The organism is Chryseobacterium sediminis, assembly GCF_008386505.1.
Lineage (GTDB): Bacteria > Bacteroidota > Bacteroidia > Flavobacteriales > Weeksellaceae > Chryseobacterium > Chryseobacterium sediminis.
Map to the genome: position 1 here is coordinate 537,038 of NZ_VUNZ01000002.1, position 23,036 is coordinate 560,073.

Here is a 23,036-nt window from a genome sequence, read left to right on the forward strand (position 1 = left end):
CAAGATTAAAGTCCTACCACAAATCCTATATTCGGGATCAGTCCGCTTGAAAACACACTGGAGTTCTCCTTCCAAAGAACATTATACATTAATCCAATCTGCATAAAAGAATTATTTCCTATTCTTTGCATATACCCTCCTCCAAGATACAAAGCATTTTCTTCTGTGTTGTATTTATAATCGTAGTATTTGTCCTTGTAATCAACAAAATAATGCTGATAGTTGGCACCAACATAAAATGATCTTGCAAAATAGTAATTGACAAATGGGCCTACTCCAAACATGGTAGATTTATAATAGTCGGAAGTCTGCCACGATACACTTCCTACAACTCCTGCTTCAAGATCATCCGTAAGCCTGTAACCCACTCTTGGTGAAGCAGACAGATTAAAAGCACTGTTACTGCCAAATCCTAATCCGATTCCTCCTCCAAAGGTCCACTTGCTGCTTTCCTGTGGCTGGGCACCCACTGAAACCTGGGAAAACGCTGAGCCTGAGATGATCAGCATTATAGAAATAATAATTTTTTTCATATGTAGATATATTTTGTTTTGATGATATGGCATACACCTTCACTTGTTATAGTACGGTATAATGCAAATACGATTAACATCGTTTTTATCAATGTTTAAAATTATGGTTTTTTTACGAATTTATTTAGTTGTATTTTTGCCACATCAAACTAAGAACTCCCGTTAAGAGTTTCGTAAAATTGAAATACAATGAAAATAGTAGTAGGCCTCTCCGGAGGTGTAGATTCTAGTGTTACAGCGTATTTGCTGCAGCAGCAAGGCCATGAAGTAGTGGCTTTATTCATGAGAAACTGGAACGATGCTTCCGTAACACTGGAAGACGAATGTCCCTGGATTGAGGACAGTAATGATGCCCTTATGGTGGCACAAAAGCTTGGAATTCCTTTTCAGGTTATAGACATGAGTGAACTTTATAAGGAACGTATTGTTGATTATATGTTTGCCGAATACGAAAAAGGAAGAACTCCCAACCCGGATGTATTGTGTAACAGAGAAGTAAAATTCGATGTTTTTATGAAGACCGCAATGTCATTGGGTGCAGATAAGGTGGCAACAGGACATTATGCAAGAGTAAACTCTACTTTTGACGAAAACGGAAAAGAAATTTTCCACCTTCTTGCCGGAAAAGACAACAATAAAGACCAGTCGTATTTCCTTTGCCAGCTAAGCCAGGATCAACTTTCAAAAGCATTATTCCCTATCGGAGAACTTACAAAACCTCAGGTAAGAGAAATCGCAAAAGAAATCGGATTGGTAACTGCAGATAAAAAGGATTCTCAGGGATTATGCTTTATTGGGAAAGTGAGCCTTCCACAATTTTTACAGCAGCAATTAAAACCTAATGAAGGAGAAATCGTAGAAATTTTCAAAGATTCACCTCTTTTTTCGGAAGAAAAACCTGAATTCTTGTCTAAAGAAGAAGAACTTGAGTTTTTATCAAGAAAAATCAATTATAAAAAATCTGACGGAAAAGTAATCGGGAAACATCAGGGAGCCCAGTTTTTCACCATCGGACAAAGCCGTGGCCTTGGAATAGGCGGACACAAAGAAAGCTGTTTTATCATCTCCAGAGAGATGGAAAACAATATCATTTTCGTGGGAGAAGGAAGCCACTTCCCCGGCCTCCACAAAAAAGCACTGAAAATAGATAATTCTGAACTGCACTGGGTACGTGAAGATATGAAGCTTCAGAATGGAGAATCTATGGAAGTAATGGCCAGATTCCGATACAGACAGTCTTTGCAGAAGGCAACTCTGTATCAGTTTGAAAATGCATTGTATATTGAGTTTGATGAACTTCAGTCTGCGATTGCAGAAGGACAGTTTGCTTCATGGTATATTGATGATGAGCTTATCGGAAGCGGTGTGATTGCGTAAGGAATCCGAGTTTCGGGATTGTGGGATTATAGATTTGAAGGTTCGGGAATTTTTTTGAAATTTTTCTGTAACGTTTTCTAAGTTGTCTTACTTACTGAGTAAATAACAATAAATTACTATGAAAACAACGACAAGAAACCAGTATTCTTATGTAAACAATATCCTGATCGCTATTGTATCTGCTGTTTTTGGCTATAATTTCTATCAGTCAATTGTACATCCGGAAAACTCGAATATCGCTGTCAGCCTTATTTTAGTAGTGATCACTTCCGTTATGGTTCGGAAATATGGCTACAAGCCTATAAAAGAAAAAAAGTAAGAGATTTAATCTCAATACCTTATGATAAAGCCCGGAACAGTTTTGTTTCGGGTTTGTTTTTTATGAAACAATTACTTCGTTTTCTTGTTGATATGGCTCATGGTAAGAAACACAGCCACAACACATTCCAGGATTAAAATCATAACAAGAAATCCAACAGGTTTTCCCAGCATGATTCCTCTTATCAGTTTTATAATTCCCAGTAAAAAAATGAAACCTATAAAGTAGAATGTAGTTTTTGAAATCGATTCTCTCAAAGAATTTAAAATAAAAACTGAAGCATAGAATCCGAGAACCAAAATCAGATAAAATTTCAGAAAATCTGGCCCTTTAATAATAATGGGATTCAATGTCTGGCATGCTGTTATAAGCCACATAAAGCTTACTACAGCTGGAACTGAGTGAATGATTAGTTTTTTCATATTGCTTATTTTTTATCCTCCACAACCTCCACAACCTCCGCAGCCGCCACAACCTCCACCACAACCGCCGCCTCCGCTACAGCTTGATCCTCCACAGCTTCCGCCACCTCCTCCATCACTGTTTTGCTTATCCTTTCTGTTAGGATCGGAGATTTCACTATCTCCTATGATTGAGGTTATTGTTCCCAAAATAAAAATAATGGTAAAAACCACTGCCGTGACCAACAATCCGGTGAAACCACCTCCTTCTGAACAAGAGAACAGCAGCAGTAAAATAAAGATTGGAGCAAAAAAGGCCATCTTTCTCATCCAGCGTCTTACTTTAGATGCTTTCTTTTTCCCTCCCCATATTTCCTCGGGTGCTTCCTGCTGAAATATGTTCCTGTAACCTGAAATTGTATCTTCAAACCAGTTCTTATGCTTCACTCTTTCCGTATTTCCTCCTTTAGAAGGATGATGATGAAGTGGTCTCTTTAAAATGTTCGGGCAAAATTCCTCCCAATAATTTTGGGTATAGATCAGGTGCATATGCCATACTTTATCCACTATTTCGCTGGGAGAAGCCCCATTGGGGAGAATACAACAGAGATAGACAAACTTTTTATATTCTTCAATCGCTTTTTTTGCAAAATCAAGGCTCCAGCTTTCTTCTTTTGCCAGTTTTTTTGAAAAAGGGAAATCAACGCCGGGAGCATCCAGAGAAAATCCCTGTATTCTGTTCCAAAGGGATTCATCTTTTAATAACATTCTTGTTTCCATTGTTTTAAATTTTGTTTTTCTATTCAAATGTCAATGGATTTTAAAATATAAAAGTCCTTCAAAAGTCTTTTTTGGTTTGATAAAAATCTTAAATTAGTCTTATAAAACTAAAATTAATCTGACCATAAAAAATAAACAGATGAAAAAGGAAGATATACTGCATCTTGAAAAGCTGATGAATTTCTTAAGCCGCCACTTTTTAAAGAAAAACCATTGGGAAGATGTCACTAAAACCGAATGGTCTTACATTAGTGCAGAACTGAATGAACTCATTATCAGTGATCATACAGAGAAAGAAATTAAAAAAGAGCCGGATCTTCTAGGAACCAATTACCTGTATGAACACCTGATTATCAATAAGCTGAAAAAATTCAGACAGAATGAAAATGCTGTTCTTAGCAGGCCTAACTTAGCAAAACTGAGCCTCATTGTCAAAGTTCTGGGCTACTCCAATTATATAGATTTCATCAATTCCACTACGGAATCATTCAATTTTAATGACCTCAGAATTGAGATGAATAATGTAAATCTGAATACAACTCTTTTAGACCGTTTAGTAGGCTTTTGGTATTCTTATAACAGAAATCTTCCTGACAATCCTTTAATGGCAAAAGAAGACCGTATATGGCGCTCTGCAATGGAAATTTATAAATCGGAAACCACCGGAGAATATTTTATTGAAAGAAGCGGTGGCGACCAGCATAAATACTTTGGTAAAGTAACGGCATACTCCGACTATGTTTTTATCATCATGAACAGCAATACTTTTATTCGCCAAAGGCATTTTATTTCAAGAATTAAAGACATTAAAGAAAAGCTTAAGAATCCGGACTATAAACTCCACGAAATCCACTTCATAAGTACCTGCATCAGTTTCAATCAGGAGCCGATTGCCTTGTTTGAAATCTTTAGAAAAGCAGACAGAAAGAACTTCATTTCCGACTCCATCAGCTTCCCTATTGACAGTGATGAAATTCCAGAATCTATCATTAAACAGCTTGAAGACACTGAATCTAACAGAATTGATTACAGATAGTTATGTAATTATTGATTATTATTTTGAAAATTGTTGTAACGTATTTTGAATTGTCATACTTACTGGATAAATAACAATAAAAAACATCATTATGAAAACAACGATTAAAAATCAATATTCATCCGCTAACAATGCTCTTATCTTTTTTGTATCAATGCTTGTAGGATATAATATCTATCAGGAAATATTTCACCCTGAAAAAGCAGACCTTATCTTGTGTGTTATCATGATAGTCCTTACTGCCTTCACCATACAGAAATACGGAAAAAAAACCGAAACAAAACAATAAACATCCTTATCAATTTATATATCTAAAACCCGGAACAATCTTATTCCGGGTTTGTTTTTCTCCTATGCTTAGAATACATTTAAACCTTAAAAATCAACAGATTACTGCAATATTTCTCTAAATTGATAGTTCCTAAATATGAACCCTTCAATTGTCTGGCTATGGAATATTATGAATTGTATGAAGTTTTGAAAAATCACTTTGATTCCGGAAAAGACAGGGTTGAAATCAAGGAATTGAATGTAACCATTGAAGCTATTCCCTTTGAATCAAAGGTTTCTGACCTGCTGTATGGCTCGGAACATCAACACTGCAACAAACATCAGCAATCACTGGAAATCAACGAAAAAGGCTATCTGTTTTACGGTCAGCCTGCTGTAGACCTCAAAGATTTTGATATTGAATGCAATAAAAGGTTTACCTATTATATCCTGAAGAGCGCAGATACAGAAACCGCCAAAGGATGTATCTTTTTCTTTCATGGCCTGAATGAAAAGAAATGGGACAAATATCTGCCGTGGGCATATGAATTGGCCAAAAGAACACGGAAAGCCATTATTCTGTTTCCTATTGCCTTTCATATGGATCGTGCAGAACCTATCTGGAGTGACCGACATCACATGATGGAAGTGGTTCGTTTCAGAAAGAAAAAATATCCCGAAAACATGAATTTCTCCTATGTAAATGCTGCCATAAGCTCTAGACTGGAAGCCCATCCTCAAAGGATATTCTGGTCAGGACTACAGACATACTCTGATATTACTGAGGTAGTGAAAGATATTAAAAACAGTAAAATAAAAGGTATTTCTCCGGAAGCTGATCTGGATTTATTTGGATATTCTATTGGATCTTTTCTTTCAATGATCATTAAAATGGCAGATCCTAACAATTATTTTACCCGGTCTAAAGTTTTCTGTTTTTGTGGAGGAATGACGATCGACCGCATGTTTCCGATATCTAAATACATCATGGATACCCAAGCGACTATTAAAATGCAGTCCGTTTTCACAGAGTTGCTGAGTTCTGATTTTAAATCAGATCCCCGTTTGAAACACTATCAGAATGAAGATCTCCATCCGCAGGAAAGCTGGTTCAAAAAAATGCTCCGCTACAATTATTTTCAAAAAGAAAGGGAAGAAAGAATTCATGAAATTCAGTCCCAGATAAAGGCGTATGTACTGGAAAAAGACAGCGTAGCCCCTCCAATGGAAGCATTGAATACTTTACGCGGAGGCTACAGGAACATCAATGTAGAGGTAGAAATCAAAGATTTCCCGTATGAATATTCCCATATGGTTCCGTTTCCTCTTGCTCACAAACATAAGAAAGAAGTTACAGAAGCTTTTCACCAGTTTGTACAATCTGCCAGTAACTTTTATAACTCCTGATTATTCCTGTTTTCAGGTATAAAAGAGGGAAAGGAATAGTTTAAAAATCAATAATATAAGATCCATGGTGTTTGTTTTTATATGATGAGGAAGTTAAAATTCTTCCTTTTTTATCAACTGACCAGCCAATCTTTGAAATCTTTAACACGGTCTCTGCTTACCGTAATTTCTTCTTCAGGCTGAAACTCCATATCCACTTTATAGTAAGGTGAAGTATGAATATTTTTAATATAATCTGAACTGACAATAAACTGTCTGTTTACCCGGAAAAACTTTTTCTCATCCAGAACGTCTTCCAACTCATCAAGCGTAAAATCTGATGGATAAGTACGGTCTTCCGTCTGAAGATAAACAATCTTATTCTCACTGAAAAAACAGCTTATTTCATGAGTCTGGATAATTTTAAGATTATATCCTATTTTTACCAGAACTCTGGATAACGTAGATTTTTCCTTTCTGATCAGCTGTTTGATATCCTGAGAACCATTCGTATCGTTGGCAGGAATAAAGGATTTAAACTTCTCCACTGCACCTTCCAGGTCTTCATCAAGAATGGGTTTTAAAAGATAATCAATACTGTTCAGCTTAAATGCTTTCAGGGTATACTGATCAAAAGCCGTGGTATAGATGATGAATCCTTTGGTTGGAATTTTTTCAAAGATATCGAAGGACAGTCCGTCACCTAAAACAATATCAGAAAAGATCAATTGTGGATGTTCATTTTCAGAAAACCAGGCCACTCCTTCTTCTACTGATTCTATTTTCGCAACGATCTCAATTTCAGGAAAGTTATTTAGCATACGCTCTAATTTCCTTGAAGCAGGTTTTTCATCTTCTATAATGACAGTTTTGATCATTGAGCTTTAATTTTGGTTTTTAGATTATTAGGAAATAAAGTTAGATAAAAGCGGGCATATATTAATATTTTATTGGCTTTTTCTCTTTCTCAAGTTCTTTTTCAATCATATTTCTTTCCCATTCGGAATCAAAAAGGAACAGTTTTGCGGCTTTAATAAGAATAATAAATCCCCAGATACCAAGGATGGTATATCTGTCAAATAATCGAAAATTAATAATCTTTTCGCCAAAAATATCATCAGGAATGAGAAGAAGAGCGAAGATGGCAAATATAAAAATGCTTTTATAGAATTTTCTGATGTTGTTCGTTTTTGTACTAGCGGTTTCGTAATCCATGATTGTATAAGTTTTGAGTTATGATTATTGTTAGAATTTTTTTATTTTTTCTTTTTCCTCTTTCTCCATCAGTTCTTTTATTTTTCTTTCTTCCCAACTTTTTCCAATTCCAAATACACTTATTGCATGAAACGCAATGCCTATTCCCCAGCCCAGCGCCGGCCATAAAAACCATAAATATCCGGGAGCAGTCATAAGGTTCAGTATTGCCAGAAATGGAATCACAATACAATAAGAAGTAAGATTTCCGTAAAACTCTTTTAATTCTTTTACTCTTCTGGATGCTTTTCTGTAAGCAATCGTCTCTTTATTTGGTAAAATTTCCATAATGTTTTGTTTTTAAAAGGTTAATTTGTTTTTTTCTTGAATCAAAGGTAGGTCAGAAAAAGGGCTCAAATCAATTTTATATTACCGAATGGTAGATTATGCTATCCGAATCGTAAAAACGGGGAATTAATAGATAAACGGGATCAGTTTCTTTGTGCTTTTTCTGTATTCAAGATACTCATCACCGAACTGTTCTACCAAAGCCTGCTCTTCGATCTTAATTCTGTAGGCAAAAGCCAGAAACGGAGGTACAAAAGCAAAGAGTAATGACAACCAGTTATTCAAATACAAACCTAGCCCAAGAGAGGTCAGCAGAGAAAAGGCGTAAGAAGGATGCCTCAGATATCTATAAAACCCTTCTTTTTTGATTTTATGATCCTGTCTAATGGTAACATCTACTGTAAAATATTTCCCAAGAGATCTGATGATCATATATCTGAAAATAATCCCGATAAGAATGAAGAGTTCCCCCAGATAAAGAATCCAGCTTCCGTCAACAATCTTAAAATGAGTATTATACGATATGAAAATCGAACTCATTATAGAAAAAGGAATGGCCAGCCACAGAATATTCAAGGTTGATTTATCTTTGTTCTTTTGATCTTCTTTACCGGATTTCAACTTGTTTTTGTAAAGAAATTCGGTAAGAAACCAGGCGGCCATTGAAATGTAGAACAGAGTTGATAAAGTGTTCATTCTTAATGAGTTTTTAAAGTTAAAAGTTTTTGCAAAAAAAGTAATTTCTTTAATGATCTTTCTGCTTATCCATCAGTTCTTTAATCTTATTATCTTCCCATTTTCTGATAAAATTAATCCGGGGCAAAAAAACCGTAACAGCGTGTGCTGCAAGTCCTATTCCCCAGAAAGTAGCTGTAAAAAAGTTTTTAAACTGAAAATAACTTTCACCGGGTTTCAAGTTCATACAGTTATACACAACAATCATAGCATTCACTGCGATATAAGCGAATACATGCCCGTAAAATCCACGTAACCTTTCTACCTGTCTTCTGGCACGTTGATATTCTATATCATTTTCGTCGAATCTTTCCATCGCTTTATTTTTTTTGTTTATTCATAATTTCACGAATCTTCTTTTCCTGCCAGGACTCTCCTACTCCAAACACCTGAAAGGCATGGGAAGCAACCCCAATTCCCCATCCCAGTACCGGAAACCAAAACCACTGATTTCTGCTGCTTGTAAAAAGATTGATAAATATTAAAAAGGAGCATACTGTACAGTAAGAAATCAGGTTTTTATAAAACCCTTTAATCTCTTTTACTCTCTTTTCTGCTCTTTTGTAAGCTTGAGTTTCATCTTCGGATTTAATGCTGGAAACATGCGGTTTAGCTAAAAGCATCGGTAGCTTTACTTTAAAATGATCCTCAGATTTTTCTATGAATACATTTCTCTCCGTAAGCAGAGAATAACGCTGTACGATATTCGCAAGACCAATTCCTGAACTTTCTTTGATCTGTTCTCTTACCTGCAGATTATTTTCAATGCAAAGCGTATTTCCGTCCGAAAAAATTCTGATGATCAAAGGCTTTGATGATGTCGCAAAATTATGTTTGATACAATTTTCCAACAACAGCTGCAAAGCCAACGGAACCACATATTTCTGGTAATCTTCTTTGGCAACATCAAACGTAAAATCTACACTGTCTTCAAATCTTGTTTTCAGAAGGTCACAATATGTTCTGGCAAATTCTATCTCATCTTCCACCGTTACAAGCTCTTTATCTTTCTGTTCAAGTACATAACGGTAAATCTTTGACATTGAAGCAGTAAACTTCTGAGCCTGGCGCGGATTTTCATCGATCAGTGAGCTTAAAACATTCAGAGAATTGAATAGAAAGTGAGGATCCAGCTGATTTTTTAAACTTTCAAACTGAGCATTTGCTGATTTGGCAATAAGCTTCTGCTCTACGACTTCTTTTCTGGAATTCTTTTTAAGCTCTTCCATAAAGCTCTTAGCATGAAGAAAAGCAGAGATCAGAAGAGCAATATTGATCATGAACCAATTGGTTACCCCATACTTTGAAGAGAAAAACTCTTGTATAGTCGCCGTTTTCTGAATCACCACATAGTTCATGTAATTGCAGAAATAGACCAGAATAAAGTTCCCGATAATGATAGAAATAATACTTAGAACAGCTCTCGTTCGGGTTGCTTCCGACCAGGGAAATTTTCTGTTGAGAAATTCATTGATAAATCCGTTTCCAAATCCCAATACAAAAGAATACATGGTTGAAAGAAGCAGCGTGATCAGAAAAGTACTCAATGTCTTTTCATCATTGAAAAACAAAAAGAAAAACAAAGTGGTTCCTAATGACGTCCAAAGTAATATTTTAAAGTATTTACGCTTCATGATCTGTTTTCTTAACTCAAAATTAGTTTTTATTAAAGGTATCAAAAATTAATTCTTACCGAAGGGCTGATTTTCTTCTCTGAACGGTATAAAAAAACCTTCACGAATGAAGGTTCATTTATAGGTAAAACAGAAATGTACTATTTCGCTTTTTCTGTCGGAAGACTTAGAAAATAATCGGCTTCTCCTCTTCCCCAGTTAGGGTCTAAACCTGTTTTAGGTTTGTAGGTCTTAAATTTTGCCTGTGCATCTTTGAACATTTCCAGTCCTTTGGTTTTGCTTCCTCCGTACTGCTCAGGAGTAAAGTAAACGTCTTCTGCTTTGATAAGGGCAATTCTTGGATTTGCCGGCTCTAATTTTTCTGCAATGTTAAGCTCTTCAGCAGCTCTGGCACCGTCTGTCATGTAACGTTGTGCCGGATTTACCATCATTCTCAAAGAATAGGACATTTTTCTCAACAGGTGAATTTCTGCATTATCAGCTCCGGCAAGGTTCTGTGCCATAGACAGCTGTTTCTCAGCCTGATCTGCGATAGCATCCAGCTCCTGCATTTTTCCGTCTCTCATCAATGTTCTTCCTTTCTGGATATAAGAAAATGCTGCATAGTATGCCGGAAGCCATTTTGTGCTTTCCTTACTTCCTATTCTTTGAAAATCATTAGCCAGAGTCTGGAAATCTTCCGATGTTTTACAGACTTCTATTCTTCCGATTTTTTCTGTCATTATTTTGTCGTAATCTGCCTGAGCAAAAGCCGTTAAGCTCACAAAAGCTAAAGCAAAGCTTAAAAGGTATTTTTTCATAATATCAAATTTTAAAAGTTAGTTTATTTGTTTGTCCTAAGGTATGTTTTTTATAAATTATTATTGATGGCATCATCTGTTTTATCTACTCCGAAGCTTATAAATGCTCCAATGAACACAAAAGTATTGACTGGCGGAACGATTGCAGAACTTCTGGATCCGTCCGCAGAGAAATTATAGCCGTATACATTCTTTGATCCTAAAATATTGCTGACACTCAATACGAACACCGGAAAAGCTTTCGCATCTTTTTTACCGATATTGGGCAGATAATTAATGCTGAAATTCAAAGCATTATAATCTTTTAATCTTCCTTCATTTCTTGTATAATTAATTGCTTCCCCATTTTCAACCGTAGAGGCTATATCATAAAAAGGTCGTCCTTTTGCATAGGTATACGATAAGTTTACCCCAAGCTTCCATTCCGGAATAAATCTTTTTGCCACTGCAGAAAGGGTGTGTTCAGCCGCAAAACTTGGCTGCAGGCTTACCGGATAATTAAGAAAATCTCTTTTGGAATCCAGGTAAGAGTAGCTGATCCAATAATCAATATTTTCAAATGTTTTTTTATTGTCTCTCCAGAAAAATTCCACTCCTTTAGCATATCCATATCCATTGTTGTTTAATGCGGTTTGAGTCTGCTCATTAACATTAAATGTTTTAATCAGCTGGTCATATTTTTTATAAAATGCTTCAAAACGTAATGTTCTTCCTTCTGAAGCTCTCTGAACCTGAAAAATATAATGCTGAGACTTCTGAAAACCAAGATTTGCAGGGCCATTGATGTATTTACTTTCCGGATTCTGATAAAAAAGACCATAAGCTAAGGAAGTTGTCCAGTCTTTTGCCAAACGGTAAGCAATCGCAAAACGAGGGGCTATATTATTCTTTCCTAGAAAAGAAGAATGCTCTGCTCTTACTCCTATTTTTGCTGACAATGCATTACTGAATCCCAGATCTGTTTCAAGAAAAGCCGAAGAGATCAAATCTTTATAATTTTTCTGTACTGCTTCAAAATTCAGGTTTTCATCCGTGTTATTCAACTCAAATCCTCCTCTCAGGGCACTGATTCTGTTGATTTTTCTTTCAACAACTGCTTTAAAGTTCAAATAATTTCCGTCTGTAAGAAGTTGGTTCCTGTTTGATTCTATATCATTGGTTTCTGTAGAAAAATGAAGATCAGATCTGTTGTAAGAGTAAGAACCCCCTACATTCAAAAGATATTTTCCAAATTTTTGTTTAAAAGACAGGTTATGAAATGTGTTTTTACCGTTGAGCTTTACCAGACTGAAATCATATCCTGGTTCAAGACTTTCTGACCTTACTCCCATTTTATTGGAATTAAACATCCCGTAATATTTGAAAAAGCCTCCTGATTTTGTTTTAATTCTAAAATTCAGATCTCCGTTAAGACCCTGTGGTGCTTCAACAAAATCTGTATTAAAATTAAAGACTTTCTGCATCAGGCTTAAAATAGAATATCCAGCTGTAGCTCCATAGGAATAGTTTTTATTATCTCCCAGCTTCTGAAATCCGGCACTCAGGAAAATAGGTGAAATCCCTAAACTGTAAGAACTCTGATCCGGAAGATCAACACTTTCCAGCATCAAAGCTCCTGAAAGAGCCTGTCCATACAACGCAGAATATCCGCCACTTGAAAAGATATTCCCTTTGAAAAGGGAGGTATTAAACTGATCCCTTCCTGCAATTCCCGGAACAGAATTAGAAAAATAATTGTTGATAAGACTACCGTCCATAAAAATTTTAGATTCCGTCCCTGTACCCCCTCTGATAAAAAGGCCTTCAGTTCCTCCTACTTTCTGTACTCCCGGAAGGTAAGTTAATGCTGAAGAAATCTGCCCGTCTGCTCCTGCTGTGGTATAAATATCTATTGGGGAAAGCAGCGCTGTTGCTCTTTTCTTATCACTTGCTTCAATAGACCCCGCAGAAACTACTACTGCATCAATCTCGCTGATCTGTTCTTTAAGGTCAACATTCAAAGAAACATCCTGATTTTCAATAGATATTGTTCTTTCCACATTCTCATATTTCGGGTGGATAAAGGTTATTATATGTGTCCCTTTTTCTGATGTTTCAAAAGAAAAATTACCCTGGGCATCAGTGGTTGTCCCATCATAGGTATCCTTCAGAGTGACGTTTACTTCACTTACTCCTTTGTTTTTAAAGGAAACTTTTCCTGTGATCTTCACCTGTGAATATCCCATTATGGAAGCCATCAGGAAAATAAGAAACAGTATGTTTTGTCCTTGAGTTTTCATTTTTATTGTTTTCTGTGTCAAAAATAGGATGAGAAATGCCTTTCTGTAAAAAAAATTTTACCGAAAGGCATTCTTTTGCTACCGAATGGGAAATTAGTGAATCGGAATGCAAAAATCAACGATCATTTTTCCTTCCGGATGTTCTTTAAAATTAGAGTGGTAGATTTCATAAGGAAAGGTTCTTCTGGTAGTAAAATTGTTTTCATTCATCCATAAAAACAAGGAAACCCAGCATTGCTCGAAGTCATCCAAAGTAACTTCACCACTTCCTACAATGTATTTTCCGCCCTGTATAGTTTCGGGAAATACTTCTCCCTCCTGTTGTGTAAGTCTTTCATCCAAAAGCATGCAGGCATGGATTCTCACTTTATCAAGAGGGGTAATCTTACAACTGTCATGATATACAGAAATCATTTTCACATTCTCCCGCGGAAAAAGGTGTTTCTTTATTGCCCAGTCTATTAAGTGGTTGAAAGAAGGTTCTACATTACCTATTCCAAAGCTCATTACGGATGCCAGATTCATTTCCGGCATTTCTTTTACTTCGATTTTTAAATTCATAGTTGTCCAGTTTAACAGGTTTTCAATGTTGCAAATGTATTGGCTGAAAACCGTATCAACTTGTCCGTTCTTGCTTTGTTTTTGGATAATCTTACAAAAATTCTCAGGAGCTGATTTGCGGAATTTTGTTGGAGCAAGACCATAATATTTTTTAAATGTCTTACAAAAAACTGAATGGTTAGAGAAACCAAGATCCCAATAGATATCTTTGATTTCCATATTTTTATGAACCGCCAGATGAAGGGCGCTTTTTTCTATTTTCTTCCTGATAATGTAGCTCTGAAGGGTTTCTCCTGTAACCAGCTTAAATATTCTGTGAAAATGAAACGGTGAATACGCTCCTCGTTCTGAAATTTTTTCCAAAGACAGATCTGCATCAATATGGCTGTCGATATATTGAATTGTTTTTATAATCCGTATTTTATACTCTTCCACTTCAAAGTTATTAGTTCACAAAGATATTTTTCCATTGCGGAATTGAGTTGTCTTTTATTGCTATTTCAGAAATCTGTTTCATTTTTTATAGTAAAATATCCTCTTCAATGCATTTAATAAGCGGCATTACATCTTTAATTTTCTGATCTGAAGAGGCAATATGGCTATAATAGCCTTCATGAATGAGAATCTCTTTGGTAAAGAACTTTTCACCCTCAATACTACATTCATTATTTATTATTTCAAAAGAATCCAAGGGAAGCATCATTCCGACTCCGTGGGCTTTTATAACCGCTTCTTTTCTCGTCCAATAGGAGAAGAATTTTTTCATTTTATCTTCCGCATCCTGAATTTCCTGAAGCTCTTTATCTGTCATCTGAAATGTAAAATCATGATAACTGACCTTCGGATCATTAAATTCTACATCTAGCCCCAAAGGATATTCTGCAATGGCACAGGCAACAAGCTCTTTAGAATGCGAGATATTAAAATGAAGATTATGTCCTTTCAAATAGGGCTTTTTGTTGGGAAGAACACCTGTTTCAACATCCGAAATGTTATAATAAGTTCTTAATCCGTATTGTAAAAGGACCTTTCCCAATAAAGAAAGCTGTGTGTCCTGCCATTTTCTGTATCTCAGAATATCCTGTTTACTATCTTCAGAAAAAAGAGGCAGATACCGGTCAAGGAGAGACTGGTGTTTTTCTTCGCTGATGAATGTATAGAGAATAATCATTTTCTATTTCTTCCTTATTTTGATATTAGAGACGAGTTACTTTTGCCGTTAAAAATAAGCTTTTTCTGTTTGCTTTTTAAAACAATCAATCTTTTGGACAAAGTTGCAGAATCTGAGGCTGAAAGGTGTTGGATTTCGGCTGTACTGCGTAATGTCTTTTGAAAAAAAGACTGGAATCATAAAGCGCTTTGGAAAATCTTTTATAATTTTAGGGGTAAAATCACTATAAATCATTTAAAAAATGAAAGTACAAACATTAGCATTATTGGCAGGATTTGCATTTTTAGCAGCTTCATGCGGAACAACAAAAATGTATTCTGTAAATGCCAAAAGCGGAACACAAACAGGAGGAACAGCGAAATTTACCCAGAACGGAAATGAGGTAACCATGAAGCTGGATATCACCAATCTTACTCCTGGAATCCATGCGGTACACATTCATGAAAAAGGAGACTGCTCTGCAGCAGACGGAACTTCTACGGGAGGCCACTGGAATCCTTCTAAGAATGATCATGGTAAATGGGGTGCTGAACACTTCCATATGGGAGATATAGGAAACCTGGTTGCTGATCAGAACGGAACTGCAACATTAACTTTCAAGACAGACAAATGGTGTCTGGGTTGTACAGATGAGTCTAAAAACATTATTGGAAAAGGTCTTATTGTACATGCAGCAGCAGATGATTTCCATACTCAGCCTACCGGAAATGCCGGAGGAAGAGTGGGATGTGTAGAAATTAAGTAATCTCATTATTCAATAAAAAAACCGCTAATTTTCATTAGCGGTTTTTTTATGTTTAGGATTTAGCTCCCATATCTGATACAATATTCATTGCTTCCTGCAGGTAAAGATCTTTCTTCAGATTCTTGATCCACATTTCAGATTTTTTCTTGAAAGCTTCATCTTTTTTCTCTCTTTCAACTTCACTTGGATACATAATGAACTGAAGTCCGTTCTCAAATTTAGTCAAAGCTTTGAACTTTTCAATCTGAGACTTTCTGTTCTTCATCAGTTCATTGAACTTAGCGATATTCAAAGTGATATTTTCTTCTTTATCAAGTTTTTCTCTCCATTGTGCAGATTCTAATAACAACTGATAATTGCTGTTTTTAGCCATTCTGTCTGCACTTGCTTTTTCCAATGCCTGAATGTTGAAATAGTTCAGTTTCTGGAATTTTGTAGGTGGAATTTTATCCCAAGCCAATGCATAATCATCATATCGCTCTCCTACTTCAGCATAAGTAAAGAAATCTTTCATCTGAATATCAGAAACGATCCCTTTTCTCTGCGTAGATTCTCCGGTAATTCTGTAGAATTTCTGGATAGTCAGTTTTAAAGATCCGAAATCATCTTCTGTATTCAGGAATCTGTTCAGGTCAACAAAAGTCTGCACGGTTCCTTTTCCGAAAGACTGCGGAGACCCGATAATCATAGCTCTTCCGTTATCCTGCATTACTCCTGCAAGGATTTCTGAAGCCGAAGCAGAAAGCTCGTTTTGCATAATCACCAATGGACCTGTCCAGATTGGAGTTTCATTTTTATTCTTAAGGGTCTGTATTTTTCCGTTTCCGTCTTTCACCTGAACGTAAGGTCCAGCTTCCATGAAAAGCCCCATAATATCCCCTACTTCAGTTAAAGAACCTCCTCCATTATTTCTAAGGTCAAGAATGATTCCCTGAATATTCTGTTCTTTCAGTTTAATGATCTCATTTTTAATATCATCAGAAGCATTTCTTCCTTTTGCATTTTCAAAATCAGCATTAAAACTTGGAAGATTGATGAAACCATATTTCTTTCCATTTGGAGTATTCACTACAATACTTCTTGCGAAAGTATCTTCAATAGCTACTTCTTCACGGATCATCGTTACATCTTTGATCGTTCCGTCTTTTTTCTGAACCGTTAGTGTTACAGGAGTACCTTTTTCACCTCTGATTAATCGTACAGCTTCATCAGAAAGCATTCCTACTACATTTACCGCATCTTCTTTCGGTTTGGATCTTACTTTCAGGATTTTATCACCCTCTGAAAGCTGTTTAGACTTCCAGGCCGGCGCACCAATAGTAAGAGCCCCAAGATAAAGGTTTCCTTTTTTCTCCTGGATTAATGCTCCGATACCAATTACTTTTCCTGTAAACTGAGTATCAAAATCTTCTTTATCTTTTGGAGAGTAATAGTTGGTATGTGGATCGAATACTTCTGTATAGGCGTTCATATACACGGTAAACCAATCCATTTTCTTTCTCTTTTTGAATCGGGTAAAGGTATCTTTTACAAGATCTTTTACTTCATCAGTTGCTTTTTTGATCTTTTCATCCTGAGTAAGAGGCTTAAACTTGATCGTATCTTTCAGCTTGTACTTCTGAACAGAGTCTTTCTTTTCTTTCTGAGCTTCTTCTTTGCTGTTCATCGACTCAACTTCCTGAAGGATATTGTACTTAATGAATTTTTTCCACTCATTATATTGTTCCTGCTTGTTGGCAGGTACTTTTTTAAGTTTCGGCTCAAGGGTAAGCGTTTCATCTTCCTGAAGATTGATGGGCTTACTGAAAATATCCTGTGTTATTTTATCGATCTCATCCACTCTCTGGTATAGTCTGTCAATCGTAAGCTTATAGAATGTAAGATCGCCCTGGTTGATATAATCATCAAGCTTTGTCTCATGCTTGTTGAATTCATCCATATCAGATTGCAGGAAATATCTTTTCGCGGGATCTACCAATTCAAAATAATGCTTATAAACGTCCTTCGAATAGGCATCATTGATAGATTTTGGGCTATAATGCAGATAAGAAAGTGTATTTTTTACGCTCACCATAATCGTCTGCATCTTTTCATCGTCATTCTTTGGCGAGTTGAAACAAAACATTAGACTGGTTAATGGAATAAGGAGTAAAAATTTATTCAGTTTGAAATTTTTCCACATAAACTGTCTTTATTTATTAATTTTTTTAAAATAAGTATAATAATTAGTAGCAGTAAGTTTGGTACTGTTACAAATGATCAAATTTAATACCTTATTTGCAATTATCAGATAGTTTTAACCATTTTTATTAAATAGATGTGCAAATAATATTAACAGTGTTAGCCATTTCCGATTATCAGGCAGTTTACCTCCCATATGACATAATTATCTTTCTATTTTCAGGAAAGAGACCCTCTATTTATTTTTTCATTGAAAACTAAAAACAGATACCACAAAAATCAATTTTCACCCATAAAGGCATAAAATATGCTGATATTTAACCATATAACTTTAAAATGTAAAGTCATGAGAAGTTTATTATGGTTAATTGCAGTTATCTGCATCGTTGTTTGGCTTTTGGGAATGTTAGGAATAGTTCCGGGCATCAGTACCGGCTATTTGATTCACATTCTCTTGGTCATTGCCATTATTGTTATTCTTTATAACATTATTACAGGCAGAAAACCTCTAGATTAGTTTATTATTTTGTACAACTACTTAAATTGAACAACCATCAGGCTTAGCAGGTGCTTTTCAGCTGAACGGTATCAGATTCTGTTTGAAAAGCATCTGTAAGTACTGAGGTCATTGATTAAACTGGAATTAATATTTTGAGAATCTGGAATTAAATCAAAGTATTAATTTTCTTTCATTTCTAATTTATTTTCTAAAGTTTAAATTCTTCTTTTTCTCTGTTCATAGCCTCATTTTGTCATTAAAACACAGCAATCACTATTCTGATTTCGCAACAATTAATAATAAAACAGCTGTTTTATCACGTCTTATTTTTGCCTACATTTGATGTGTTGAAAATCTATTTGTTCAATTCTGAAATGAACAAATTCACTCTATTTGAATAAAAAAATATTAAAGATAATTTATGGAAAGACCGCTTATTCTGGTTACTAATGATGATGGAATTACAGCTCCTGGTATCAGAAATCTTATCAGTTTTATGAATGAAATCGGAGAAGTAGTTGTTGTAGCACCCAACTCTCCTCAAAGTGGAAAAGGCCACGCTATTACCATTAATTCTACGCTAAGCTACGAAGAAGTTACCCTGGATGGTCCGCAGACTGACTTTTCATGCAGCGGAACTCCTGTAGACTGTGTAAAGATGGCTCTTGATAAAATTCTGAAAAGAAGACCAGATATTGTAGTTTCAGGAATCAATCATGGAGCAAATTCTTCTATTAATGTAATCTATTCGGGGACGATGTCAGCTGCTGTAGAAGCGGGTGTAGAAGGAATTCCGGCGATTGGATTTTCATTACTGGATTTCAGCTGGGAAGCTGATTTTACCCAGGCTAAAGAATTTATTCAGAATATCGTAAGAAGAACTCTGGAAAACCCAATGCCAAAAGGTATTGTACTGAATGTGAACATCCCTAAACTTCCGGCTGAAGAAATAAAAGGCGTAAAAGTGTGTAAACAGGCTCACGCGAAATGGGAAGAAAGCTTTGATGAAAGAGTAAACCCACATGGTAAAAAATATTACTGGCTAACTGGTTATTTTAACAATATGGATGATTCCGAAGATGCTGATGAAACCGCATTGGCTAACGGATATATCTCCATTGTTCCGGTAAAGTTTGACCTTACGGCATATGAATACATGAAAACATTGGAAGAGGTGATGACTTTTGAAAATGTAAAAGAGATAAAATAAACCCGGAAATTTAAGATAATAAAAGCGTGAAATTAATTTCACGCTTTATTTTTATACTGTTCAAAATAATACTTTATCTTCTTTCCTGAGTTCTTCCAGATAAGCTTTTTTTTCATCTCTATAGAAAAGATTCATTGTTTCAAAGGGTATTAATTTCAGGTCTTTATTGACAATATGTACGCACGATTTTTTCACTGCTCTTACATCAAAATCATGTGCATCCATAAAATTCATAATGATTATTCTAAACAGGTTATCATAGTCAAGATCCGGCGCACAAACTTCCGGTAGACAGCATAGTAACTGATTTACCTTGGGCTGAACTTTATCTACAGAAATCCCGGTACTGAATATATCCAGCAGCTGCATATGTAATCCCTTATCCTGTTCGTAAACAATAGTATTTCTCGATTCATTATTCAGAAGATCTGCAGGATTGATATACCTCGTTAAAGGAATCGTCTCTTCCTGAAGTTTTAAAATATATCCCATAGCCAGGGCATCCGGGTTACATGGAACCGGAATAATATCATCAGAATTTAATAGCGAAAACTGATTGATAATTTCCTGTCTTACCTCAGTTAGAGTAATCTTTTCATGAGCAGAATCTTCCCGGTTTCTTCCAGCAATTTCAACGGGTTGGAAGGTAATTCCTCTAACACATTTCTGTTTCAGGGCAAATTCTATAATTTTTCCTATTTCATCAATATTTTTGCCTTTTTGAAGGACAATAACCAATGTAGTAGAAAGATTAAGTTCATTAAGTTTTTCCAGTGCTTTCATTCTGACTGCAGTAAGGTCCTTTCCTCTAAAATCCTGCAATACTTCAGGTTTAAATGAATCAAACTGAAGGTATACTTCAAACTCAGGAGCATAAGTCGCCAATCTTTCAGCAAATCCCGGATCGTTAGCAATTCTGATTCCGTTGGTATTCAACATCAGATGTTTGATTGGTTTTGACTTGGCAATATCCATAATTTTGAAAAACTCCGGATGAATTGTAGGCTCTCCTCCACTTATTTGCACTACATCAGGTTCTCCTTCATTTTTTACGATAACATCAAACATAGCCTCAATTTCTTCCAGACTTCTATGACTTCCATAATGTGGAGAGGACATCGCATAACATGTGGGACAAGTCAGATTACAACGATCTGTAACTTCTACAATAGAAAGGCAGCTATGCTGTTCATGATCTACGCATAGTCCACAATCATAAGGGCAGCCATATTCTACATCAGTTCCGAAATGCAGAGGCATTTCAGAGGCTTTATTATAGTTTCTTATGTTTTTATAATAATGTACATCGGAAGCTATTTTTGTTTTAAAAAAACCATGATCGGGACATCTTTTGGTCATAAAAACAGCTTCATCCTCAATAATGATCTTGGCACCCACCCTTTTAAGACATTCCGGACAAAGGCTTATTGTATAATCGTAATAGGTATAATTTCTTACTGGCATAGCAAAATGTTTAAAGTCCTCCGCAAATATAACCGCTGATCAATCCACAGACCAGAAGAGATATAAGCATTGTTTGGATAAATTGTTTTTTTGTGAATTTCCGGTCTCCTTTCCATTCGTAGATAACTTTTGTCACAACAGTAACAATAAGGGAAAGAACCAGTGCAACTAAAATAATCACACCAACGATAATTACGACTACCCCTGCCAGATTGCCGACTTCTAAAATAGTTAAAGTTCTCATCTTGAATGGTTTAAATATAAAGGCCTGGTATTTTTGATTTTATAAATGTAGTAAATAATTACGCAGATACATACAATTTGAATTGTGCCCATATTTCCCATGATCTCTACCCTTGGTTTTATAAAATCTAAAAAAAACCTGAACGTAAAATAACTGATCATAAACAGCTGAAAAATAAAACCAGAAGGGTATTTCTTATGATTTTGAATAAATTTTAGCCCTATCCACAGAAGAATTAAAAAAACTATTTCATACAAAGCAACGGGATGCCTGAGGTATTGATCTCCCAAATGCATTCCAAAAACAGAATCAGTAGGTATACCATACGTTTCTTCATAAATACCAGTAAGAAAACACCCTATTCTGCCTATAATAATGGCAAATATCAACGGAAAAACAATAAGATCTCCTGTGCTTTCTTTATGGTGTACTATCTTCTTTGCCAGCTCCACACCCAATAAGCCAAAGGCCAGTCCTCCGACGATGGTATTGTTTGACCAGAATTTTTTGATCGTAAAATTCTCAAATAATGTATAAGGGTTTTCAAGATTACCAATCAGTTTGGAACCTATCAAGGCGCCGGCAGTTGCCCCTATTAAAACCGCAGCAGAAGTATTGAAAGAAAGTTTTTCTTTGGACTTACGTTTCAAATAAAAATAATATCTCATACCCAAAAACATTCCGCCAGCCTCAAAAAGTGGATGTGCAAGGATAGTTTTGCTGAAAATATGAAATGTTACAGGAAAATCCATTATTTCAAAAATACACTATTTCAGATTATTCACTACCTTTATTCTGACAAATAATTACAAAATGCGTATAGAATATGACATAAAACTGGGGTTCAAGGATGTAATGTTCCGCCCTAAACGTTCTACTTTAAAATCCAGATCAGAAGTTGATTTACAAAGAGAATTTACCTTTAAACATACTCAGAAAAAATGGACAGGTGTTCCGGTAATTGCCGCCAATATGGATACCGTAGGAACTTTTGAAATGGCTGTAGAGCTGGCAAAAGAAAAAATTATTACAGCTATTCACAAACATTACACTCCTGAACAATGGGATCAGTTTCTGCAGAGCCAGCCTGAAAGTATTCATCAATATATTGCTTTAAGCACAGGAACAGGAAAAGCGGATGAAGAAAAAATAAGACTGATCCTTGAAAAGCATCCAAAAATTGAGTTTCTCTGCATAGATGTAGCCAATGGTTATTCTGAGCATTTCGTTGGATTTGTGAAGAAAGCAAGGGCTAATTTTCCGGATAAAATCATTATCGCCGGAAATGTTGTTACAGGAGAAATGGTAGAAGAGCTTCTTCTTGTAGGTGCCGATATCATAAAGGTAGGTATTGGTCCCGGATCTGTTTGTACTACCAGAGTGAAAACAGGGGTAGGATATCCTCAGCTTTCTGCTATTATTGAATGTGCTGATGCTGCCCACGGTTTGGGCGGACATATCATTGCTGATGGTGGATGTAAAGTTCCCGGAGATGTTGCTAAAGCTTTCGGTGGTGGTGCTGATTTCGTAATGTTGGGCGGAATGTTTGCCGGTCATGATGAAAGCGGCGGAGAAATCATTGAAGAAAATGGCAAAAAATACCGTCTTTTCTACGGAATGAGTTCCAAAACTGCAATGGATAAGCATTCGGGAGGAGTGGCAGAATATCGTGCTTCTGAAGGAAAAACAGTAAAGGCAGCGTATAAAGGTCCTGTGGCAGACACCGTAAAAGATATTCTGGGAGGTGTAAGATCTACCTGTACTTATGTAGGAGCTTCAAAGCTTAAAGAGCTTTCCAAGAGAACCACTTTTATCAGGGTTCAGGAACAGGAAAATCAGGTTTTTAAAGACTAGAAATCAAAACACAAT

26 protein-coding genes are annotated in these 23,036 nt (G+C 35.8%); 9 read left to right on the forward strand and 17 right to left on the reverse strand.

Going from position 1 to position 23,036, the window contains the following annotated elements:
* Positions 1-5: 5 nt before the first annotated feature.
* Positions 6-533, reverse strand: coding sequence for a hypothetical protein (locus FW780_RS14570; RefSeq protein WP_149834235.1), 528 nt, complete (start codon positions 531-533; stop codon positions 6-8).
* A gap of 189 nt (positions 534-722) precedes the next feature.
* On the opposite strand from FW780_RS14570, the gene mnmA reads away from it, so the two are divergent.
* Positions 723-1,910, forward strand: coding sequence for a tRNA 2-thiouridine(34) synthase MnmA (gene mnmA, locus FW780_RS14575; protein WP_149834236.1), 1,188 nt, complete (start codon positions 723-725; stop codon positions 1,908-1,910).
* A 118-nt stretch (positions 1,911-2,028) separates the two neighbouring features.
* Positions 2,029-2,229 carry a hypothetical protein gene (locus FW780_RS14580; protein ID WP_149834237.1) on the forward strand — a complete coding sequence of 67 codons (201 nt, stop codon included), beginning with the start codon at positions 2,029-2,031 and terminating at the stop codon, positions 2,227-2,229.
* Between the two features lie 71 nt (positions 2,230-2,300).
* Here FW780_RS14580 and FW780_RS14585 read toward each other — a convergent pair whose 3' ends face one another.
* Entirely contained in the window at positions 2,301-2,651 is a 351-nt protein-coding gene (locus FW780_RS14585) for a hypothetical protein (RefSeq protein WP_149834238.1), read from the reverse strand.
* Positions 2,652-2,663: 12 nt separating this feature from the next.
* A complete protein-coding gene (locus FW780_RS14590) occupies positions 2,664-3,410 on the reverse strand; it encodes a glycine-rich domain-containing protein (protein WP_149834239.1) in 747 nt (248 codons plus the stop codon).
* 139 nt (positions 3,411-3,549) lie between these two features.
* Here FW780_RS14590 and FW780_RS14595 point away from each other — a divergent pair, with 139 nt between their 5' ends.
* The 3 genes from FW780_RS14595 to FW780_RS14605 all read left to right on the forward strand — a co-directional run bounded on the left by FW780_RS14595 (position 3,550) and on the right by FW780_RS14605 (position 6,123).
* Complete coding sequence (locus FW780_RS14595; RefSeq protein ID WP_149834240.1) at positions 3,550-4,446, forward strand: hypothetical protein; 897 nt, start codon at positions 3,550-3,552, stop codon at positions 4,444-4,446.
* 91 nt (positions 4,447-4,537) lie between these two features.
* A complete protein-coding gene (locus FW780_RS14600; RefSeq protein WP_149834241.1) occupies positions 4,538-4,735 on the forward strand; it encodes a hypothetical protein in 198 nt (65 codons plus the stop codon).
* Between the two features lie 161 nt (positions 4,736-4,896).
* Positions 4,897-6,123: a DUF6051 family protein gene (locus tag FW780_RS14605; RefSeq protein ID WP_149834242.1), complete on the forward strand. Its 1,227-nt coding sequence runs from the start codon at positions 4,897-4,899 to the stop codon at positions 6,121-6,123.
* Between the two features lie 113 nt (positions 6,124-6,236).
* On the opposite strand, the gene FW780_RS14610 is transcribed toward FW780_RS14605, so the two are convergent.
* The 10 genes from FW780_RS14610 to FW780_RS14655 all read right to left on the reverse strand — a co-directional run bounded on the left by FW780_RS14610 (position 6,237) and on the right by FW780_RS14655 (position 14,824).
* Positions 6,237-6,980 (reverse strand): LytR/AlgR family response regulator transcription factor, encoded by a 744-nt coding sequence (locus FW780_RS14610; RefSeq protein ID WP_149834243.1) that lies wholly within the window; start codon positions 6,978-6,980, stop codon positions 6,237-6,239.
* A gap of 61 nt (positions 6,981-7,041) precedes the next feature.
* The gene (locus FW780_RS14615) at positions 7,042-7,317 is read right to left on the reverse strand and encodes a 2TM domain-containing protein (RefSeq protein ID WP_149834244.1); all 276 of its coding nucleotides are present in this window, start codon (positions 7,315-7,317) and stop codon (positions 7,042-7,044) included.
* Between the two features lie 30 nt (positions 7,318-7,347).
* On the reverse strand, positions 7,348-7,644 hold the full coding sequence (locus FW780_RS14620; RefSeq protein ID WP_079243709.1) for a 2TM domain-containing protein: 297 nt from the start codon (positions 7,642-7,644) through the stop codon (positions 7,348-7,350).
* A 126-nt stretch (positions 7,645-7,770) separates the two neighbouring features.
* Entirely contained in the window at positions 7,771-8,340 is a 570-nt protein-coding gene (locus tag FW780_RS14625) for a methyltransferase family protein (RefSeq protein ID WP_149834245.1), read from the reverse strand.
* A gap of 49 nt (positions 8,341-8,389) precedes the next feature.
* On the reverse strand, positions 8,390-8,695 hold the full coding sequence (locus FW780_RS14630; RefSeq protein ID WP_149834246.1) for a 2TM domain-containing protein: 306 nt from the start codon (positions 8,693-8,695) through the stop codon (positions 8,390-8,392).
* A 4-nt stretch (positions 8,696-8,699) separates the two neighbouring features.
* Complete coding sequence (locus FW780_RS14635; protein ID WP_149834247.1) at positions 8,700-10,013, reverse strand: 2TM domain-containing protein; 1,314 nt, start codon at positions 10,011-10,013, stop codon at positions 8,700-8,702.
* A gap of 140 nt (positions 10,014-10,153) precedes the next feature.
* Positions 10,154-10,813: a hypothetical protein gene (locus FW780_RS14640; RefSeq protein ID WP_149834248.1), complete on the reverse strand. Its 660-nt coding sequence runs from the start codon at positions 10,811-10,813 to the stop codon at positions 10,154-10,156.
* A gap of 50 nt (positions 10,814-10,863) precedes the next feature.
* Positions 10,864-13,092, reverse strand: a complete 2,229-nt coding sequence (locus FW780_RS14645; RefSeq protein ID WP_149834249.1) for a TonB-dependent receptor — start codon at positions 13,090-13,092, stop codon at positions 10,864-10,866.
* Positions 13,093-13,185: 93 nt separating this feature from the next.
* Entirely contained in the window at positions 13,186-14,088 is a 903-nt protein-coding gene (locus tag FW780_RS14650; RefSeq protein WP_149834250.1) for an AraC family transcriptional regulator, read from the reverse strand.
* 85 nt (positions 14,089-14,173) lie between these two features.
* The gene (locus tag FW780_RS14655) at positions 14,174-14,824 is read right to left on the reverse strand and encodes a 4'-phosphopantetheinyl transferase family protein (RefSeq protein ID WP_149834251.1); all 651 of its coding nucleotides are present in this window, start codon (positions 14,822-14,824) and stop codon (positions 14,174-14,176) included.
* Between the two features lie 241 nt (positions 14,825-15,065).
* On the opposite strand from FW780_RS14655, the gene FW780_RS14660 reads away from it, so the two are divergent.
* Complete coding sequence (locus tag FW780_RS14660; protein WP_047422049.1) at positions 15,066-15,569, forward strand: superoxide dismutase family protein; 504 nt, start codon at positions 15,066-15,068, stop codon at positions 15,567-15,569.
* Positions 15,570-15,621: 52 nt separating this feature from the next.
* Here FW780_RS14660 and FW780_RS14665 read toward each other — a convergent pair whose 3' ends face one another.
* Positions 15,622-17,751 (reverse strand): carboxy terminal-processing peptidase, encoded by a 2,130-nt coding sequence (locus FW780_RS14665; protein ID WP_149834252.1) that lies wholly within the window; start codon positions 17,749-17,751, stop codon positions 15,622-15,624.
* A 345-nt stretch (positions 17,752-18,096) separates the two neighbouring features.
* Here FW780_RS14665 and FW780_RS14670 point away from each other — a divergent pair, with 345 nt between their 5' ends.
* Together FW780_RS14670 and surE are read left to right on the forward strand one after the other, a co-directional pair.
* Complete coding sequence (locus tag FW780_RS14670) at positions 18,097-18,267, forward strand: lmo0937 family membrane protein (protein ID WP_047380070.1); 171 nt, start codon at positions 18,097-18,099, stop codon at positions 18,265-18,267.
* A 403-nt stretch (positions 18,268-18,670) separates the two neighbouring features.
* The gene (gene surE / locus FW780_RS14675) at positions 18,671-19,459 is read left to right on the forward strand and encodes a 5'/3'-nucleotidase SurE (protein WP_149834253.1); all 789 of its coding nucleotides are present in this window, start codon (positions 18,671-18,673) and stop codon (positions 19,457-19,459) included.
* 60 nt (positions 19,460-19,519) lie between these two features.
* Here surE and FW780_RS14680 read toward each other — a convergent pair whose 3' ends face one another.
* The 3 genes from FW780_RS14680 to FW780_RS14690 are packed head-to-tail and all read right to left on the reverse strand — an operon-like array spanning position 19,520 to position 21,919.
* Complete coding sequence (locus FW780_RS14680) at positions 19,520-20,923, reverse strand: radical SAM protein (protein WP_149834254.1); 1,404 nt, start codon at positions 20,921-20,923, stop codon at positions 19,520-19,522.
* Between the two features lie 10 nt (positions 20,924-20,933).
* A complete protein-coding gene (locus tag FW780_RS14685) occupies positions 20,934-21,167 on the reverse strand; it encodes a hypothetical protein (protein ID WP_149834255.1) in 234 nt (77 codons plus the stop codon).
* The gene (locus tag FW780_RS14690) at positions 21,164-21,919 is read right to left on the reverse strand and encodes a prolipoprotein diacylglyceryl transferase (RefSeq protein ID WP_174774462.1); all 756 of its coding nucleotides are present in this window, start codon (positions 21,917-21,919) and stop codon (positions 21,164-21,166) included. Before FW780_RS14690 ends, FW780_RS14685 begins: the two co-directional genes overlap by 4 nt.
* 61 nt (positions 21,920-21,980) lie before the next feature.
* Here FW780_RS14690 and FW780_RS14695 point away from each other — a divergent pair, with 61 nt between their 5' ends.
* Positions 21,981-23,021 (forward strand): GMP reductase, encoded by a 1,041-nt coding sequence (locus FW780_RS14695; RefSeq protein WP_047422046.1) that lies wholly within the window; start codon positions 21,981-21,983, stop codon positions 23,019-23,021.
* Positions 23,022-23,036: the final 15 nt, after the last annotated feature.

What these genes read in the sequence shown, in the direction of transcription:
- FW780_RS14590 (WP_149834239.1), bottom strand. Translation starts at nt 3,410, where the DNA reads ATGGAAACAAGAATGTTATTAAAAGATGAATCCCTTTGGAACAGAATA.
- FW780_RS14610 (WP_149834243.1), bottom strand. Translation starts at nt 6,980, where the DNA reads ATGATCAAAACTGTCATTATAGAAGATGAAAAACCTGCTTCAAGGAAA.
- FW780_RS14640 (WP_149834248.1), bottom strand. Translation starts at nt 10,813, where the DNA reads ATGAAAAAATACCTTTTAAGCTTTGCTTTAGCTTTTGTGAGCTTAACG.
- FW780_RS14665 (WP_149834252.1), bottom strand. Translation starts at nt 17,751, where the DNA reads ATGTGGAAAAATTTCAAACTGAATAAATTTTTACTCCTTATTCCATTA.
- FW780_RS14615 (WP_149834244.1), bottom strand. Translation starts at nt 7,317, where the DNA reads ATGGATTACGAAACCGCTAGTACAAAAACGAACAACATCAGAAAATTC.
- FW780_RS14690 (WP_174774462.1), bottom strand. Translation starts at nt 21,919, where the DNA reads ATGGATTTTCCTGTAACATTTCATATTTTCAGCAAAACTATCCTTGCA.
- FW780_RS14570 (WP_149834235.1), bottom strand. Translation starts at nt 533, where the DNA reads ATGAAAAAAATTATTATTTCTATAATGCTGATCATCTCAGGCTCAGCG.
- FW780_RS14660 (WP_047422049.1), top strand. Translation starts at nt 15,066, where the DNA reads ATGAAAGTACAAACATTAGCATTATTGGCAGGATTTGCATTTTTAGCA.
- FW780_RS14595 (WP_149834240.1), top strand. Translation starts at nt 3,550, where the DNA reads ATGAAAAAGGAAGATATACTGCATCTTGAAAAGCTGATGAATTTCTTA.
- FW780_RS14605 (WP_149834242.1), top strand. Translation starts at nt 4,897, where the DNA reads ATGGAATATTATGAATTGTATGAAGTTTTGAAAAATCACTTTGATTCC.
- FW780_RS14680 (WP_149834254.1), bottom strand. Translation starts at nt 20,923, where the DNA reads ATGCCAGTAAGAAATTATACCTATTACGATTATACAATAAGCCTTTGT.
- FW780_RS14585 (WP_149834238.1), bottom strand. Translation starts at nt 2,651, where the DNA reads ATGAAAAAACTAATCATTCACTCAGTTCCAGCTGTAGTAAGCTTTATG.
- FW780_RS14655 (WP_149834251.1), bottom strand. Translation starts at nt 14,824, where the DNA reads ATGATTATTCTCTATACATTCATCAGCGAAGAAAAACACCAGTCTCTC.
- FW780_RS14630 (WP_149834246.1), bottom strand. Translation starts at nt 8,695, where the DNA reads ATGGAAAGATTCGACGAAAATGATATAGAATATCAACGTGCCAGAAGA.
- FW780_RS14580 (WP_149834237.1), top strand. Translation starts at nt 2,029, where the DNA reads ATGAAAACAACGACAAGAAACCAGTATTCTTATGTAAACAATATCCTG.
- surE (WP_149834253.1), top strand. Translation starts at nt 18,671, where the DNA reads ATGGAAAGACCGCTTATTCTGGTTACTAATGATGATGGAATTACAGCT.
- FW780_RS14695 (WP_047422046.1), top strand. Translation starts at nt 21,981, where the DNA reads ATGCGTATAGAATATGACATAAAACTGGGGTTCAAGGATGTAATGTTC.
- FW780_RS14670 (WP_047380070.1), top strand. Translation starts at nt 18,097, where the DNA reads ATGAGAAGTTTATTATGGTTAATTGCAGTTATCTGCATCGTTGTTTGG.
- FW780_RS14685 (WP_149834255.1), bottom strand. Translation starts at nt 21,167, where the DNA reads ATGAGAACTTTAACTATTTTAGAAGTCGGCAATCTGGCAGGGGTAGTC.
- FW780_RS14600 (WP_149834241.1), top strand. Translation starts at nt 4,538, where the DNA reads ATGAAAACAACGATTAAAAATCAATATTCATCCGCTAACAATGCTCTT.
- FW780_RS14635 (WP_149834247.1), bottom strand. Translation starts at nt 10,013, where the DNA reads ATGAAGCGTAAATACTTTAAAATATTACTTTGGACGTCATTAGGAACC.
- FW780_RS14645 (WP_149834249.1), bottom strand. Translation starts at nt 13,092, where the DNA reads ATGAAAACTCAAGGACAAAACATACTGTTTCTTATTTTCCTGATGGCT.
- FW780_RS14625 (WP_149834245.1), bottom strand. Translation starts at nt 8,340, where the DNA reads ATGAACACTTTATCAACTCTGTTCTACATTTCAATGGCCGCCTGGTTT.
- FW780_RS14620 (WP_079243709.1), bottom strand. Translation starts at nt 7,644, where the DNA reads ATGGAAATTTTACCAAATAAAGAGACGATTGCTTACAGAAAAGCATCC.
- mnmA (WP_149834236.1), top strand. Translation starts at nt 723, where the DNA reads ATGAAAATAGTAGTAGGCCTCTCCGGAGGTGTAGATTCTAGTGTTACA.